Below are 15,804 nucleotides of genomic sequence, written 5' to 3'. Positions count from 1 at the left end.
GCTGTTGAGACAGAGAAGCTGCGCAGCCACGATCACAGGATGCCTGCCGGAAAATCCAGCGCTGCCAGCAAGGTTTCGCGCGCTTCACGGCACTGATGCCACAGATCCGCTTCGCCGAGATCGTCCGGCGCGATGCGTTCCGGCCAGTGCCGTTCGATCACCGCTTCGATACGGTCGCAGCGTCGCTCATCGAGCAGGAAACGGCTGTCTATTGCGGCGCAGGCTTCTTCACTCACAGCCAGACGCAGGCGCAGACAGGCAGGGCCGCCGCCATTGCGCATCGATTCGCGCACATTGACGATATCGAGCCGGCGGATAGGATTGTCCGCTGCCTGCACCTCCTGCAACCATGCCCAGACTTCGGGTGTATCGCGCGCTTCCTGTGGCAGAATCAGCGCCATGCCCCCCTCGCCCAGCGTCACCAGTTGCGAATTGAAGAGATAGGAGCCGACCGCCGCTTCGAGGCTCACCCGCTCGCGCGGCGCCTCGACGATAACGGCATCGGGGACACGCTCCGCAATCCGGCGATAAACGGCATCGCGATCGGCAAAGGCCTGTTCATGGGCGAACAGCACATTCTCATTGGCCACAGCCACCACATCGTTATGGAACGCGCCCGCAGCCACAGCTTCGTCGCTTTGCCGGACAAGCGCGAGATCCGCATCGCTTACGCCATGGCGACGCGCCACAGCAGCGCTGGCCGCACGGTGCTGACGGGCTGGAAAGGCCTGCTGTGCCGGGCGCTCTCCATAAACGAAAAGTTCCAGGCTGCGGTCGGCATGGCTGCTCCCCATCCGCATGAAATTCGCCGCGCCTTCATCGCCGAGACCGGCCGGTAAAGCGGGGTGGACCACGAAATAGCGATCATCGCCAAACGCCAGCTGCAATTGCCGCAGGGTCTCGCCGTGTTCAATGCTGCGATGAAGCATGGTGGAAAGATTGGCCACCGTCAGATGGCACCGGCCATCCGCCGTATCGGGCGCCGGTGAAACCGTTGCGGCATTGGCTGTCCACATTGCCGAGGCGGACAAGGCGTTCCGCAGCAGAGCAGGCTCACGCTCCCATGTTTCACGGCAGACAGCATCGTCATCGCCGGCAAAGCCGAGTTGCCGCAGCCAGTCCGTATCCGGGCGATCATGGGGCAGGAACAGACCCTGCGTAATGCCCAGAGAGAGCATGTGCCGCATTTTGCCGAGCCCCTGTAAAGCAGCGGCGCGCGGTGCGGAAACTTCCCCGGCATTTCTGGACGATGCAATATTGCCCAGAGACAGCCCGGCATAATTGTGGCTCGGCCCTATCAGCCCGTCGAAATTAATTTCACGCATAAGCGAGCGAACTCCTCTTCAGAATGGCAGGCACTTCAGGACGCGGCGGGTGCCAGCCCTTTGATCTGGCCGGACAGATCGGCCAGTTCGCCCGCTTCGAAACTGGCCACCGGATAGGCGCAGTAATCGGCTGCATAATAGGCGCTGGGACGGTGATTACCCGAATTGCCCAGACCGCCGAAGGGCATGGCTCCGCTGGCCCCCGTAGTCGGGCGGTTCCAGTTAATCACCCCTGCCCTCGCCCGTGACAGATAATGCTGCCACAAAGCCGCATCTTCGGAAACCAGCCCTGCCGAGAGGCCGAAAGCGGTTGCATTCGCCATCTTTATCGCAGCAGCAAAATCGGGCACACGCTGTATCTGAAGCACGGGCGCGAAAATTTCCCGATCCGGAACATCTATCCCGGTCACATCGAGAATCACCGGCGCCATGAAAGCTTCGGACAGGCCATCGTCGCGCTGTTCGGCAAGCAGGGTGCGGGCACCGAGACCGGTCAGTCTGGCCACTTCTTCACGCGCATAGCGAGCCGCCCCGGCGGAAATGAGCGAACCGAATGTCGGTTCGGGCTCCGCATCCCATCGCTCCATGCGCATCCGCGCGGCAAGAGCGGTAACAGCTTCGACGATACGCTCCCCCGCCGGGCCTTCGGGCACGATCAGACGGCGCGCGCAGGAACAGCGCTGCCCGGCCGTGATAAAGGCTGACTGAGCGATAATCGAAGCCGCCGCCACCGGATCGCCATCCCAGGCGATAATCGGATTATTGCCACCGAGTTCGAGCGCCATGATAACATGCGGACGCTCCACCATAGCCCGTCGCAGAACCATTCCGGTCGCAGCCGAACCGGTGAACAGCAACCCGTCAATCTCTCCGCCGATCAGCGCAGCGCCTGTTTCACGACCGCCCTGCACCACGGACAGAACATTGTCGGGCAGCCCGGCTTCGCTCAGCAGAGAGCGAATCAGCTCACCCGTTGCAGGTGTCTGTTCGGAAGGCTTGAAAACAATGGCATTGCCGGCCAGCAATGCCGGCACGATATGGCCGTTGGGCAGATGGCCCGGAAAGTTATAGGGGCCGAGCACTGCCATCACACCATGCGGCTGGTGGCGCAGAACCGCCTGCCCGAAAGGCTGTTCATCGGTCCGGAACCCGGCCCTTTCCGCCTGTGCCCGGATCGAAATATCCACTTTCCCGGCCATGGAACCGGCTTCCTGCCGGGCTTCCCACAAGGGCTTTCCTGTTTCCCGGGCGATAGTTCTCGCCACATCTTCTGCATGGTCCCGCAATTTCTCGGCATAGGCGCGCAGGATCGCTACACGCCGATCAGGAGACGTGTCAGCCCAGCCCTCGAAGGCCCGGCGCGCGGCGCTGAGCCGGCGGTTCACACTGGCGGCATCGTCTTCCACGCCTTCCCACACGATCTCTCCGGTGGCGGGGCAGGTGGATTGCATTGTCGATGTCATGCGGACTTCTCCTTCAGACGGGCGCAAAGGGCATGGCGGGAATACTCACCCGCTTCACCTTTATCTATTTTTGTTATGATTTCCGATTTTGAAAGGCTTATAAACCCCATGAATAGGCATTTACTCATGAGCTTTTCAGATGAAGATCGATGACCGGCGCGGATTGCCGCCCATGGCGATGCTGCATTGTTTCGAAATGGCGGCCCAGCTCGGCTCTTTCACGCGCGCCGGTGCAGCGCTGCAACTGACCCAGAGTGCGGTCAGCCGCCATATTTCCAATCTGGAACAATGGCTCGATGCGCCGCTATTCGACCGGAACGGGCGCCGTGTGGCCCTGAACGAGACGGGGCGCCTCTATCTGGAAGAGATCGGACCGGCCCTTGCTGCGATCCGCCGGGCCACCGGCCGGATGATCGACCCGGAACCCGAACATATTATCGAACTGGCCGTCTTGCCCGGCTTCGGGATGCGCTGGCTCGCGCCTCGTTTGCCGCGTCTGACACAGAGACATCCCGATCTGGTCGTCAATATTGCGGCCCGTGTCGATATTTTCGATTTCCCGCGCGAGCCTTTTCATGCCGCTATTCATGTCGGCAAACCGGACTGGCCGGGTGCCGAACACGATCTGCTGTTTCATGAAGAGGTGGTGCCGGTCATATCTCCCGCTTTACAGGCTGAACATGCCATAAGCCGGGCGGAAGATCTTCTGAAAGTGCCGTTGCTGGTGCAATCCCGCCGGCGTGACGCATGGGCCCGGTGGTTTGCGCTATCGGGTATTTCCGCGCCCGACATGCAGAATCTTCCGTCGCTCAGCCATTTCCTGATGCTCGCGCAATCGGTCAAAGCGGGCGGCGGGGCGGCACTGCTGCCGAGTTTTCTGATCGCCCCGGAGCTGGAAGCGGGTGAACTGGTTATCCCGGTGAACCGGCCTCTGCCCGAAGATCGCAGTTACTGGCTCGCTTTTCCCGAGAGCAGTCACAAAATACGCGCCTTCGCATTGTTTCGCGAATGGCTCCATGAAGAATGCGCAGGCAAAGCGAATGACATAATCGCCTGAAAAAATCGCATAAATCGACATGGGTGTGCTTGCGGAGACTTGCCCCCTGCGACACCTTTAGGCATGGCACCGGGATTGAGCATGGCTCTGGCTGCTCGCCCCACCCCCCTAAGGATAGATATAAGACATCAACCCATGCTGCACTGGCTTTCATTAAATAGCGGCATCACCAGCAATGTGCTGAGTTTCCTGATGCTCATCGTGTGGATAACCTATCTCCAGTTGCTGTTCATCCAGTTCCGGGCGACCAGACGATCCTCAATCCTCATCACGCGTGCCGCCGGGCGGGGGATGCGCAGCCGCTGTCTTGTGACCAATATGAGCAGCGAACCGCTTTACGTCACCAGCCTGATCGGGACGCTGCATATCGGTGAGCGACAAATCGAACTGCCTTTGACCGATCTGCACGAATTGCCCGACGATCTGGGCCAGGACCCACGGTCAAAAATGGGACAGGGAAGCCTCAGCACCGGGCAATATCTCGATATGGGCCATTTCGAAGATATCGCCAGCACGATGTTGCAGGCCAATGAAGAGACCGATGTGGCAATCAAGGATGTCCATCAGCTCGATCTGGTCGTCGTGGCATTCTATGCCCCCGAACGTCTGCCGGTCGGCGCGGTTCGCAGTTTTCACTTCGATCATGGCGCGCCGAAGGGGGCGCGTGTCCGGCCCCTCACCATCAGCACGGCGCAGATCCGCCAGCGCCGCCAGCGCCGTGAATTGCTGAAGAAAGTCGAATATCATATGTAATGAAAGGCTCCGGAAAACCGGAGCTTTTCTGCCCTTTGCAGGTGAATAAAAGCGACAGCAAAGCAGGGGGGAGGACCGAATGTCTGCTTGCACTTGCCCGAGATGATCTTATTTGTGCAAATATTGTCCCGGCCTGTCTCTTTTTCTGCAATGTCTATTCATCGCAGATGAAGGAAGAACCGGTTAGGACTTTGAATGCGTTGATCCTTGTCAATGCTGCACAGGCATTAAATGCCAAAAGCGTGCCAAGCATCACAAAGGGAAAGAATGTCCGGCCGTTCGGGCAGAGCTTTCAGGTAGATTCCTATGGATACATTGTTGAACACCAAGCCCATGACCAAGGTCACAGCAACAGTTCCTCTGTCTAAGATCACCGACGATCGGGACATGCTGCGCATGGCTGCCAAGCTGACACGCGATCTGAGCACGCCCAATCCGGTGATTTACTGGACCGATTTTCTCGGTTCGGCAGCGATCGGCTATGCGGCTCTGGCCGGGGCTATTCTGGTATCCTCGCCCTGGCTGGCGGTGGCCTGCGCTATTCTCTCGGTGCTCGCGCTGTATCGGGCAACGCTGTTCATTCATGAGATTACCCATCTGGATCATTCGCGGCTGCCTCACTTCCGGCTCGGCTGGAATCTGGTGATCGGCGCGCCGATGATGCTGCCTTCCTTCATGTATGAAGGCATTCACATGATCCATCACACCCGCACGCGCTACGGTACGGTGGAAGACCCGGAATATCTGCCGCTGGCGCTGATGAAACCCTGGTCTTTGCCGCTATTTCTGCTGACGGCGATTCTCATGCCGGTGGGCCTGCTGCTGCGTTTCGGCATTCTCGGCCCGCTATCGATGTTTTCACCCCGCCTGCGGCGTCTGGTGGTGGGCCGTTTCTCGGGCCTCCAGATCAATCCGCGCTTCGAACGGCGCGATCCGGAAGGCGATTTCGCGAAGCAATGGCGCTGGCAGGAACTGGGCGCAAGCTGCGTGGCCATCGCGCTGATCGTCACCACGCTGACAGGTATTCTCCCGCTCAAGGCCTTTCTCATCTATATGGGCGTGATCTCGGGCGTGGCGGTTATCAACCAGTTGCGTACGCTGGCGGCCCATTTGTGGGAGAATGAAGGCGAAACGCTCAATATCACTGCGCAATATCTCGACAGTGTGAATGTGCCCGACGGTTTCCTGCCCTATCTGTGGGCGCCGGTGGGTCTGCGCTATCACGCGCTGCATCACCTGCTGCCGCGGCTGCCCTATCATTCGCTGGGCGAAGCGCATCGCCGGATTTCGGGCGCTCTGACGCAGGATTCTGTTTATGAAACGGCGAGCTATCCTTCGCTGCGCGCGGTCATCGCCCGCCTCGCCGTCAACACCATGCGCAAGCCGCGGCGCTAAGCCGCACCGCAGCCCGCGCCCCGGCGGCTCCCCGGCGGCTTTGCACCGCAAGGCGCAGGTCAGCGATAAAAGCCGACATTGTCGATTTCGGCCCAGGCGCTGGCCCCGGCCGGGCGATGCGCAATCACGCCGATTTCAGTTAGATCTTTGCCGGTCCACGTTTCCGGTGCGAAGCGACCTGAGCGGGCAGACTCCAGCGCCGAAAAGGGCACCTGCACGCTTGTCCATTCGGGCTTGCCTTCCACCTGCGCAACCCATTGCCCGTGCAGCGTATTGACCACCAGCGAATAGGTTCCTTCGCCTTTCAGCTCGAAGCGGATACCGGCATGGTCGCCCGCTTCCATCGGCTGCACCGAACCGCGGCTCAGCGGGATGAGAACGCCGCCCTCGGCATCGTCATCGGGCGACATATGCGCAGTCAGCAGCAGCGCCTGCCCGCCCTCTTTGCGCGGCACCAGATTGGTCACCACTGCGGAACGCTCCACCCCGCCATCCATATCGGCGAGACGCAACGTATCGAGTGTGCTGCGGCCATCGGAACGTTCGAAATCGTCGACCAGATCGACCGCCGGCAAAGGCGGGAGATATTCGGCCTCATTGGCGGCAGGCAAAGGAAGGCCCGGTGCCACTACCGGCCTGCCATCGACGAAGACCCGTTCCACCTTGCGGATATCGGAGATATTTTCCCACGGCCGCCCGGCAAGCAGGACGATATCCGCGCGCTTGCCCGGCTCGATCGTGCCGCGATCATCCAGCAGGCCGAGCGCCATGGCGCTGTTTGCGGTCCCGGCCAGCAGAGCGGCCTTTGGCGAAAGCCCTGCCTCCACCATCAGCTCCATTTCGTGCAGCGAGGATTCGCCATGCACGGCATGACCGATCCCGGCATCGGTGCCCAGCGCTACCGGCACACCCGCAGCGTAGAGTTTGCGCAGATTATTCTGGGCGAATTCCCATTTGCGCAGACGCTGCCGGTCTTCCTCGGTCAGATCGCCAGAGGGTTTCTCCAGCAATTCACGCGGTTCGTAAATCGCCAGAGTGGGTGCGTAGAACGTACCATCCTGCCGGATAGCCTGAACGCTGGCATCATCTATTGCCCGGTCCTGAAGGCTGTGCGCGATCACGTCCACACCCGCCCGCGCAGCCAGCACGCCGCGCTCCACGGTCACCGTATGCGACAGAACGCGTTCGCCATTCTTATGCGCTTCATCGGTCAGCGCATCCAGCGTCTCGAAATTCATCGAGCTTTCCTCGGGCGACATGCCGTAGCGCCAGCCATCGGTGAAGGCCTTGATATAGTCGGGCTTATAGGGTTGCAGCGCATCCACTTCACGCCGGGCCGACAGGGGTGAGGCGACCCATTTGGTGGTGTGAACATCGGCCCAGTCGGCACCATGGCCGCCCGGCGTGCTCATCCGCGCCACGAAATTGACATGCGGTGCGGCAAGCGTCTCCAGCCAGGCCCTTTTGGGGGCGAACGCTTCGGGCTGCTGATGGAAATCGTTCACCGTGGTGATGCCCTTGCGGATATAGGCAGAGGCGATCTGCGGCAAAGTGCCGGGTTTACCCGCCGGGGACCAGTGCGTGTGCACATCGAAAAAGCCGGGCAGCAGCGCTTCGCCCTGCGCATCGATCCGTTTCATTCCCGCAGGCACAGCAATATCGGAGCCCACCGCGGCAATCCGCCCGTCCCGAATAATGACAGTGCCTTTATACGCATCGCGGCCTGTCGCATCGAAGATCATCGCATCGGTGATGACGAGCGGCTGCGCAGCGGAAAGCCGTTCACCCGATGCCGCGATCGAAGGTGCGCCAGCGGTCATCACCAGCCCGCTCATCAAAACCGTTTTGAGCACCCGTTTCATGCCATATTCCCCCTGTCCGGATATCGCGCAGCGCCTGCGCCGCGCGGCACTCTATCGCGCCATCGCGTGTTTTCCAGCCCTTCTTTACAAAAATGTATCCAGAAACCGGCAGCAGGCAGTGGCCCCATGCAAACGCCGTTCGGAGCGCCGCGCCTATTCCTCTACGTCGAGCTGCTGGGCAAGATCGTCCATCGTCTTTTGCACATGCACTTCGGTCAGGCTGCGTGTGCGCACACCATCACGCGCCAGCCATGCTTCAAGCATTTCGCGATGTTCCTCATTCGCTCGCTCGTCACGCCCCAGAGGCTCCAGATGCTTGCGCACATAGCGCTCCGAAAGGACATGCAGCCGCCTGAGAATATCCACCGTGAGATCGAGCCCGCTGGGCGCCAGCAAGGCGAGATGAAAAGCGCGATTGAACGCCCCCACCCCTTCGCCGCGTCCATCGGTGAGCTGATGCAGTTTCGCGAAGACATTCTGCGCCGCGCGCTGTTCTTCCTCGCTGGCCCGCTCGGCCCCTTTGGCCATCGCATCGGGCTCCAGCTTGATCCGCAGCGCGAAAACCTCCTCAGCTTCGGGGCGGCTCAGAGGGCGCACGAAAAAGCCGCGATTGGCTTTGGAAAACAGCAGACCTTCCTGTTCCAGCCGGGCCAGCGCTTCACGCAAAGGGATCTTGGAAATGCCGAGTTCGGCGGCGAGGGAATCCTGACGGATCGCTCTGTCATTGGGGACAAGGCCCGAAAGCACACGTTCGCGGACAAGGTCCACAAGCTGATCGGACAGGTTGCGTATAATAATGCTCATATTGTCCAGATAGTATCATTCGCGCTGTTTTTGCAGCTTTATTCAGCAGGATCGGCTCTTTTATGCCGTTTCAGCGGATCTGAGGTCGTCAATTCTCCTCTTCTGCCGCGTGACTATCAGCGCCTTTTCGACCCTGAGAAGCCCGCTTGAATGAATAAGGTTCATCGTATACATTATATGTATATAAACGAAACACGCTCCGGATTCGGGCATCCGGCACTTTCGGGCGACAGACCCCGTGGCAACAGGAGGACCCAATGCCGCATCGATCCACTTTTTTCGCCGCGCTGGCACTCACTCTGGTTTCCAGCACTGCTCCGGTCGCCGTCATGGCACAGGATTCCACCCCGGCCCAAAGTGAGGTGCCGTCTTCCGCCGCCGACCTTCAACTGAAGGCGCTTTACGAAGCAGAATGGCCCTGGCGCATGAAGGAAATGGCACGCCTGCCCGAAACGCCCGACAATTCACGCGGCGGCCCTTCGGACCATTTGCCCAGCGTCACCCCCGAAAGCCAGCAGCGGCGCCATGATTACTGGGCGGGCCTGATCGAGAAAATCGACGCCATACCGCCCGGCCAGCTCTCGCATGAAGAGCAGATCAATGCCGATGTGTTCCGCACATGGCTATGGCAACAGGTCTCGGACATAGAATACAAGACCTATGAAGCACCGCTCAACAGCGACACGTTTTTCTGGGCCGGGATCAATCCGCGCACACCCTATTCCGGGGCCGATGATTACACGCTCTATCTGGGGCGGATGCGCGATATTCCGCGCTTCTTTGCCGAGAATATCGCCAATATGCGCCGCGGCCTGGCACGCGGCTATACGGTGCCCAAAGTATCTTTGCAGGGGCGCGACGAAACCATCGTTCCCTTTACCCGGCCGGGCAAGGATAATCCGTTCTATAAAGCCTTCGCCGAAATGCCCGACAATATTGCCCCGGAGCGGCGCGAAGCGTTACAGGCCGAAGCGCTGAAAACCATCGATAACACCATCGTACCGGCTTATACGAAGCTGCTCGCTTTCATGCGCGAGGAGTATATTCCCGGCGCACGCGACACGATCGATGCCTATTCGCTCCCCGATGGCAAAGCCTTCTATCAGGACCAGATTCGCCATTATACGACACTCGACCTGACCCCCGCAGAAATCCATGCTATCGGGCTGAAAGAAGTCGCCCGGATCGATGCCGATATGAAGCAGACGATCAGGGATGCCGGTTTCGACGGCAGCTTCAGCGAATTTCTCGAATTTCTGCGCACCGATCCGCAATTCTATGCCGAGACGCCCAAGGAGTTGCTGTCTCTTTCCGCTTATGTGGCCAAGAAGATGGACGGGCGGCTGAAAGACACATTCAATCGCCTGCCGCGCTATCGCTTCACCATTCTGCCCGTGCCGGATGAGATTGCCCCGATCTACACCTCGGGGCGCGGCGGGCTCGATAGCTGCCTGATGAACACATACGATCTGCCGCAAAGGCCGCTTTATGCAATCCCTGCGCTGACACTGCATGAATGCAATCCGGGGCACAGCTTTCAGGCGGCCTATGCGCTGGAAGCCCCCGACCGCCCGGATTTCCGCAAATCGACCTATTTCTCGGGCTATGGCGAAGGCTGGGGGCTCTATTGCGAATGGCTCGGCTCGAAAATGGGGATTTACAAAACACCCTATGAGGAGTTCGGCCGCGAGACATTCGAAATGTGGCGCGCAGCGCGGCTGGTGATCGATACGGGAATGCATTCGATGGGCTGGTCACGCCAGCAGGCCGTCGATTATCTGACCGACCACACCGCCCTCGCCCCGCTCGATATCAAGAACGAGGTGGACCGCTATATCGCCTGGCCGGGTCAGGCGCTGGCTTACAAGCTGGGCGAACTGACCATTCGCCGCCTGCGAAGCGAAGCGGAAGAGGAACTGGGCGACGATTTCGACCAGCGCCCGTTTCATGACACGCTGCTGACGCTCGGCTCGGTGCCGCTGCCCACTCTGGAACGGGAAATGCGCCGCTTCATTGCCAGCGAAAAAGCCCGGATTTCCGAAGAAAAAGAGCAAACAACCACCAGCGAATAGAGGCGGGTTGCCGGCCTCTTTTCCCTACGCCCTTCCCCTCTTCTCCATATCCTCAGGACCTCTTGGATGACTGCACCCTTTATCCGCCCGCTGGGCCATGCTCTTGGCGCCATGCTGCTCCTTTCTACCGCACTGCCTGCCAGCGTTCTGGCCGCAGAACAGGAAGATCAGAAAAGCGAAGCGGCCCGGCGCGCAGAGGAAAACACGGCCCGTCCCCCCATCGAAGAACAGGCTCAGCCTTCGAAAGGCCATGTCACGGTGGAAGGGCAGCGGATCGATTATACCGCTACGCCCGGCACTCTGACATTGCGCAACGATGCGGGCGAGCCAATCGCCAGCATGTTCTATGTGGCCTATACCGCCGATAATCGCGGTGAAGCTTCCGACCGGCCGGTCACTTTCATTTTCAATGGCGGCCCCGGTTCCTCGAGCATGTGGCTGCATATGGGCTCTTTCGGTCCGGTGCGGGTCGATACGCCGACCGACCGCGCCCAGCCGCCCGCTCCTTTCTCTCTCGGGCCCAATCACGAAAGCCTGATCGACACGACCGATCTCGTCTTTCTCGATGCGATCGGCACGGGCCTGTCACGCCCTTTGGGGAAAGCGGAAGGCCCCGAATTCTGGGGTGTCGATCAGGATATCGACGCATTTGCCAAGGGTATTCAGCGCTATCTGTCCATTACCCGGCGCTGGAATTCACCCAAGATTCTGCTGGGCGAAAGCTACGGCACTCTGCGCGCCGCCGGGCTGGTCAACGAATTGCAAAATCGCGGTGTGCAGATGAATGGCGTCATCCTGCTCTCCTCGATCCTCAATTACGGCATTCGCAATCCGGGTTACGACCGGCTCTATGTCACCTATCTGCCCAGCTATGCCGCCACCGCCTGGTATCATAACCGGCTGGCCGACCGCCCGGCCAGGCTGGAACCTTTCCTCGATGAAGTGCGCGAATTCGCCCGCGGTCCCTATCTCGCGGCGCTGGCCAAAGGAGACGATCTGAGCGATGCCGAACGCAACCGGATTGCCAGCCGGATGGCCGCCTATACCGGCCTCTCACCCGAATTTCTGCTGCGCAACGATCTGCGGGTCGATCTCAACCGCTTCCGCAAGGAGCTGATGCGCGATCAGAGCCGCACGGTCGGGAGGCTGGATTCGCGCTTTACCGGCATCGATGTCGACGAAGCCGGAGACGGGCCGCAATACGACCCCGCCGATACCGCGATCAGCGGGGCCTATACTGCCGCCATCAACAGCTATCTGTTCGGTACACTGGGATATAAGACCGAACTGCAATACCGGCCCAATTTCTATCGGGAAATATCCTCCCGATGGGATCAGAGCCATACTCCGCCCGATGGCGGATGGGGCAGGATGACGGCAGCCAATACCGCACTCGACCTCGCCCGCGCCATGCGGATCAATCCGCATTTGCAGGTGCTTTCGCTCAACGGTTATTACGATATGGCCACACCCTTTTTCGGAGCCGAATACGATCTCAAACACATGCAGCTCGATCCTTCCTTGCGGGGCAATCTGACCTTCCGTTATTATAAATCCGGGCACATGATTTATATCCGCCCCGAAGCGATGACAGCACTGCGCCGCGATCTGGTGGATTTCTACAAAAAGGCCGCGCCCTGAAGGGAGAGACCGTTCGGAGCCGGGGCGGGACAGGCAGCACCACCCGCCCCTGACCGACCTTGCAGAGGGTTGCGGTGAAAAAAGGCAGCGCGGTGCGCTTATGGCTCTGTCCGATTGCCTTCTGGCCCCGTTCAGCCGCTTTCTGGCCCTGTTCGGTGCCGCTCTGGCCCCCTTAGGCAGACCGGGCGTCACCTTTGAAAAAATTATTCTGATTCAGGAATATAAACCAGATTTCCCTCGGGCAATCGATAGGTAGTACCGGCTTTGATACCGCCACCTTCCCCTATCCGGTCGCCAGATGTGTAACGCTTCAGCTTTTCTCCGTTCCTGATCGTGATGGTCATATTTTCTTCCCCGGAGTTCCGGCACCGCCCGAAACTCGCACGCCCTTTCGCTCTCCGCGGAGCCATTATGTCAATCGTGCAAATAGGCGCCCTGCTGACGAAGCACCCGGCGAATGTCCACCGGATCGACAGCGCGTGGCGCAATACCCCGATCGGCAGCCAGCGCTGCGGCGACCCCGGCAGCCTGCCCGGTAAGCCAGCATTGCGGAATTTCGCGCATGAAACCATGACTGTTGGCATCGCAGGAAATATGCCTGCCCGCCGCCAGCAGACCGTCCAGTTCGCGCGGTACCAGCGCCCCGTAAGGCACTGAGACAATCGGAAATTTTGGGCTGACCGAAGGGCTGACACCGATCTCATCGGGCGACGGCTCTCCCCTGCCCCAGTTCCTCCGCTCGATCCGATCCGTCCCGACCAGCCGCCGCGTATGGCGCACGCCCAGCTGCGGGGCGCTGAGCATCATATAGGCATTTTCGAATCCCGGCGCATTCGCCCGGAAGAATTCGCAGTGCATCGCCATCATGCGATGCGAACGAATTTCCACCTCGGTCATATCATCGACATCGAGCGCAGACAGGCCTGACTGGCGCGGCCCCATGAAGACCGCGATGTCATCGCGCCAGGTGACATAAGGTGTCTGGAAGAAACCCAGCCTTTCGCGGCCCAGCGCGGTGAACTGATTGAACTGTTCGAGCTGTTCGGCCCGGAAAGCGAGCCATCGCGGCATATCCACCCCGCCTATCAGGAAACTCGTATTCATCGAATGGTGCACATCACCCTGCTCGATATCGTCTTCGAAAGATCCCCCGGCCCGTGCAAAAACATCGCCATCGCCGGTGGTGTCCACCACCACATCGGCCATCACGGCCTGCCGCCCATGTTTGGATTCGAAGATGACACCGTTGACCCGGCCTTCCTCCGCCCACGCATGGAACACCAGCCTCACCCCGGCTTCGATCATCATTTCCTGTGCATTGAGCTTCATCCGTTCGGGATCGAGCGTGGGCGCCCATGTCACGATGCCATGAAATGCAGAGGTGCGCAGACGCCAGTAAGCGGCCTTGTCCGGATCGTGCGAGCCCCAGTCGGTCACGGGCGGCCCGGCCACTCCGGCGGGGGGCATCCGGTCGATAAACTCGCGAGCGAAACCCTGAATGACATGGTTGCCTTCCCAGTCTGTCATCCGGTCGATCCAGATAACGAGACCGCCGGTCGAAAGGCCGCCGATCACAACGACATCGCAACGGTAATATCGACCAGCTTTGTCGGCGGGGCGCATTTCGGCATCCTCTCCATCGCCGGTGTCTATTACGCTACTGCCATCCGCGCCAATGGCGCTGGCTGGGCCACTTCGGTCGCCAAGATCGGCGGTATCGCCGGGCCGATCATCGGCGGCTATGTGCTGACCAGCGGCCTGCCGATCGTGCGCAGCTTCGCCATTCTGGCCATCTGCCCTCTCACTCTGGCGCTTTGTGCCCTGGGTATCGCTCATTTTGTCCGCAAACGGCCCGATACCACACCACCGCTCCCCGATCCCGTTCCTGCTTCCTAAGGAGACTATTCCATGACTTTGCGCAGCCTGTCCGCCAATTCCGCCGCTCGCCGGGCCCAGTGGCTCGCTCTGGGACTGAGCGAGGACGATATGCTCAAACCCAAGATCGCCGTGGTCAATTCCTCGTCCGAACTGGCCGTATGCTATGCCCATCTCGATGGCGTGGCCAAAGTGGTGAAAGAGGCTATTCGCGCCGCCGGGGGTGTGCCTTTCGAAGTGCGCACCAATTGCGAAGGCCGCGAATCCACCAGTGCCGCCATGCTGGCAAAACGCATTCCCGACTGGGGCTTTCATCGGGACGATTTCCGTAAAGGGCACCATCTGGTCGACGTCGCCCGCCCGGTGGACGATATTTTCGAATGGGGTCTGCTGGGCTATTTCGTCGGTGGTGCTGTGGAAGATTCTATTCCTGTACTGGATGGGCCGATCCACGATCCTTCATTGATCCGTCACAAGCATTTCGGCGCCGCCGCTGCCTCGTCGGGCGGCGTAGAAATGTATCATATGGTCGGCATCACGCCCGAAGCGCCCGATCTCGCAACCGCCTTTGGCGGGGCACAGCGGGGCGAGCATTTCTGCTATGACGATGCCGCGCGACGCGAAGTCTACGAAAAACTCAATAGCATGGGCGAAAGCCACGATGTCGATTATGTGATGCTCGGTTGTCCGCATTATTCGCTCGACCAGATCGGCGAAGCGGCACGCCTGATCGAAGGCCGTAAAGTTCATGAAAACAGTGCATTGTGGATCTTCACCAGCCGCGCCGTCAAAGCTACGGCGGAAGCCAGCGGTTACGCCGAAATGCTGCGCAAAGCCGGAGCGCTACTGATGACCGATACCTGTTCCGCCATCAGTCAGGCCATACCGAAAGGCACGAAAGTGGCCGCTTTCGACAGCGCCAAGCAGACCCATTATCTGCCCGCCATCATGGGGATCGAAGGATGGTACGGCACCACCGCCGAATGTATCGAGGCAGCCTGCACCGGGCGCTGGGAAGGGAGACTGGCATGATGACGGATACCAGCGTAACGGCAAGCAAACCCGACCTCATCATTCACGGGCGTAAAGTTGTGGGCGGTGTGACCGAAGGCGAAGCGCTTGTCACCAGCCAGACCATTTCCGGCTGGGGCGGTGTCAGCCCGATGACCGGGGAGGTAATCGAAAGCCGTCACGAATTGCGCGGGCAAAGCTTTGCCGGCAAGATTCTGGTCTTTCCAGGCGCGAAAGGATCGTCCGGTTGGTCAGCCATTTTCCATATGGCCCGTTTGCGCCAGAAAGCACCGATTGCGTTGATCTTCAACATCATGACTACCAAGGCGGCGCTCGGTTCGGTGGTGCTGCGCGTCCCGGCCATGACCGATTGCGATCTGAACCCGATTGCACATATCGCCAGCGGTGACTGGGTACGAATAGATGCCGATGCGGGTGAAATTCAGGTGTGGAAAGGGGGCAGGCGCTAGGCGCCTCCCCCCACACTGTTTTAACAGACGTAAAATATTCAAGCTAAGATCAATATGTGTAATTATATAATTGTAA

The 15,804-nt window shown here is 59.8% G+C and carries 14 protein-coding genes; 8 read left to right on the top strand and 6 right to left on the bottom strand.

Translation table 11 applies throughout. From position 1 onward, the window contains the following. Positions 1-32: 32 nt before the first annotated feature. Both D6851_RS02350 and astD read right to left on the bottom strand, forming a co-directional pair. A complete protein-coding gene (locus D6851_RS02350) occupies positions 33-1,325 on the bottom strand; it encodes an N-succinylarginine dihydrolase (protein WP_120323237.1) in 1,293 nt (430 codons plus the stop codon). 35 nt (positions 1,326-1,360) lie between these two features. Next, entirely contained in the window at positions 1,361-2,788 is a 1,428-nt protein-coding gene (gene astD, locus D6851_RS02345) for a succinylglutamate-semialdehyde dehydrogenase (protein ID WP_210210308.1), read from the bottom strand. A 139-nt stretch (positions 2,789-2,927) separates the two neighbouring features. On the opposite strand from astD, the gene D6851_RS02340 reads away from it, so the two are divergent. From D6851_RS02340 to D6851_RS02330, 3 genes are all read left to right on the top strand, one after another. Beyond that, positions 2,928-3,845, top strand: coding sequence for a LysR substrate-binding domain-containing protein (locus tag D6851_RS02340; RefSeq protein ID WP_120323236.1), 918 nt, complete (start codon positions 2,928-2,930; stop codon positions 3,843-3,845). 135 nt (positions 3,846-3,980) lie between these two features. Next, positions 3,981-4,598 carry a hypothetical protein gene (locus tag D6851_RS02335; protein ID WP_120323235.1) on the top strand — a complete coding sequence of 206 codons (618 nt, stop codon included), beginning with the start codon at positions 3,981-3,983 and terminating at the stop codon, positions 4,596-4,598. A gap of 306 nt (positions 4,599-4,904) precedes the next feature. After that, on the top strand, positions 4,905-5,993 hold the full coding sequence (locus D6851_RS02330; protein WP_120323234.1) for a fatty acid desaturase family protein: 1,089 nt from the start codon (positions 4,905-4,907) through the stop codon (positions 5,991-5,993). A gap of 59 nt (positions 5,994-6,052) precedes the next feature. Here the strand turns inward: D6851_RS02330 and D6851_RS02325 are convergent, their stop codons facing one another. Both D6851_RS02325 and D6851_RS02320 read right to left on the bottom strand, forming a co-directional pair. Beyond that, positions 6,053-7,855 (bottom strand): amidohydrolase family protein, encoded by a 1,803-nt coding sequence (locus tag D6851_RS02325; protein ID WP_120323233.1) that lies wholly within the window; start codon positions 7,853-7,855, stop codon positions 6,053-6,055. Between the two features lie 153 nt (positions 7,856-8,008). Next, positions 8,009-8,659, bottom strand: coding sequence for a GntR family transcriptional regulator (locus D6851_RS02320; RefSeq protein WP_120323232.1), 651 nt, complete (start codon positions 8,657-8,659; stop codon positions 8,009-8,011). 257 nt (positions 8,660-8,916) lie between these two features. On the opposite strand from D6851_RS02320, the gene D6851_RS02315 reads away from it, so the two are divergent. Both D6851_RS02315 and D6851_RS02310 read left to right on the top strand, forming a co-directional pair. Further along, complete coding sequence (locus tag D6851_RS02315; RefSeq protein ID WP_120323231.1) at positions 8,917-10,731, top strand: DUF885 domain-containing protein; 1,815 nt, start codon at positions 8,917-8,919, stop codon at positions 10,729-10,731. A gap of 66 nt (positions 10,732-10,797) precedes the next feature. Further along, a complete protein-coding gene (locus D6851_RS02310; protein WP_120323230.1) occupies positions 10,798-12,372 on the top strand; it encodes a S10 family peptidase in 1,575 nt (524 codons plus the stop codon). A gap of 203 nt (positions 12,373-12,575) precedes the next feature. On the opposite strand, the gene D6851_RS02305 is transcribed toward D6851_RS02310, so the two are convergent. Continuing rightward, a complete protein-coding gene (locus D6851_RS02305) occupies positions 12,576-12,782 on the bottom strand; it encodes a DUF2149 domain-containing protein (RefSeq protein ID WP_120323229.1) in 207 nt (68 codons plus the stop codon). Between the two features lie 4 nt (positions 12,783-12,786). Continuing rightward, entirely contained in the window at positions 12,787-13,899 is a 1,113-nt protein-coding gene (locus D6851_RS02300) for an FAD-dependent oxidoreductase (RefSeq protein WP_238473898.1), read from the bottom strand. On the opposite strand from D6851_RS02300, the gene D6851_RS17660 reads away from it, so the two are divergent. Genes D6851_RS17660 through D6851_RS02285 form a run of 3 tightly spaced genes read left to right on the top strand, consistent with a single transcriptional unit; the run spans position 13,876 to position 15,728 of the window. Then, a complete protein-coding gene (locus D6851_RS17660) occupies positions 13,876-14,268 on the top strand; it encodes a hypothetical protein (protein WP_183029971.1) in 393 nt (130 codons plus the stop codon). The two genes, D6851_RS02300 and D6851_RS17660, sit on opposite strands and share 24 nt — an antisense overlap. A gap of 12 nt (positions 14,269-14,280) precedes the next feature. Beyond that, entirely contained in the window at positions 14,281-15,279 is a 999-nt protein-coding gene (locus D6851_RS02290; RefSeq protein WP_120323228.1) for an aconitase X, read from the top strand. Beyond that, on the top strand, positions 15,276-15,728 hold the full coding sequence (locus D6851_RS02285) for an aconitase X swivel domain-containing protein (RefSeq protein ID WP_238473897.1): 453 nt from the start codon (positions 15,276-15,278) through the stop codon (positions 15,726-15,728). The genes D6851_RS02290 and D6851_RS02285 overlap by 4 nt, the downstream gene beginning before the upstream one ends. The last annotated feature ends 76 nt before the right edge of the window (positions 15,729-15,804 follow it).

Source organism: Altericroceibacterium spongiae (assembly GCF_003610805.1).
Classification (GTDB): domain Bacteria; phylum Pseudomonadota; class Alphaproteobacteria; order Sphingomonadales; family Sphingomonadaceae; genus Altericroceibacterium; species Altericroceibacterium spongiae.
This window is presented reverse-complemented; position numbering and strand designations above follow the sequence as displayed.

Bases quoted from the DNA above. Each gene is read 5' to 3' on its own strand.
- D6851_RS02285 (WP_238473897.1), top strand. From the start codon at position 15,276: ATGATGACGGATACCAGCGTAACGGCAAGCAAACCCGACCTCATCATT.
- D6851_RS02305 (WP_120323229.1), bottom strand. From the start codon at position 12,782: ATGGCTCCGCGGAGAGCGAAAGGGCGTGCGAGTTTCGGGCGGTGCCGG.
- D6851_RS02315 (WP_120323231.1), top strand. From the start codon at position 8,917: ATGCCGCATCGATCCACTTTTTTCGCCGCGCTGGCACTCACTCTGGTT.
- D6851_RS02330 (WP_120323234.1), top strand. From the start codon at position 4,905: ATGGATACATTGTTGAACACCAAGCCCATGACCAAGGTCACAGCAACA.
- D6851_RS02350 (WP_120323237.1), bottom strand. From the start codon at position 1,325: ATGCGTGAAATTAATTTCGACGGGCTGATAGGGCCGAGCCACAATTAT.
- D6851_RS02340 (WP_120323236.1), top strand. From the start codon at position 2,928: ATGAAGATCGATGACCGGCGCGGATTGCCGCCCATGGCGATGCTGCAT.
- D6851_RS02300 (WP_238473898.1), bottom strand. From the start codon at position 13,899: ATGACAGACTGGGAAGGCAACCATGTCATTCAGGGTTTCGCTCGCGAG.
- astD (WP_210210308.1), bottom strand. From the start codon at position 2,788: ATGACATCGACAATGCAATCCACCTGCCCCGCCACCGGAGAGATCGTG.
- D6851_RS02290 (WP_120323228.1), top strand. From the start codon at position 14,281: ATGACTTTGCGCAGCCTGTCCGCCAATTCCGCCGCTCGCCGGGCCCAG.
- D6851_RS02335 (WP_120323235.1), top strand. From the start codon at position 3,981: ATGCTGCACTGGCTTTCATTAAATAGCGGCATCACCAGCAATGTGCTG.
- D6851_RS02310 (WP_120323230.1), top strand. From the start codon at position 10,798: ATGACTGCACCCTTTATCCGCCCGCTGGGCCATGCTCTTGGCGCCATG.
- D6851_RS02325 (WP_120323233.1), bottom strand. From the start codon at position 7,855: ATGAAACGGGTGCTCAAAACGGTTTTGATGAGCGGGCTGGTGATGACC.
- D6851_RS02320 (WP_120323232.1), bottom strand. From the start codon at position 8,659: ATGAGCATTATTATACGCAACCTGTCCGATCAGCTTGTGGACCTTGTC.
- D6851_RS17660 (WP_183029971.1), top strand. From the start codon at position 13,876: ATGGTTGCCTTCCCAGTCTGTCATCCGGTCGATCCAGATAACGAGACC.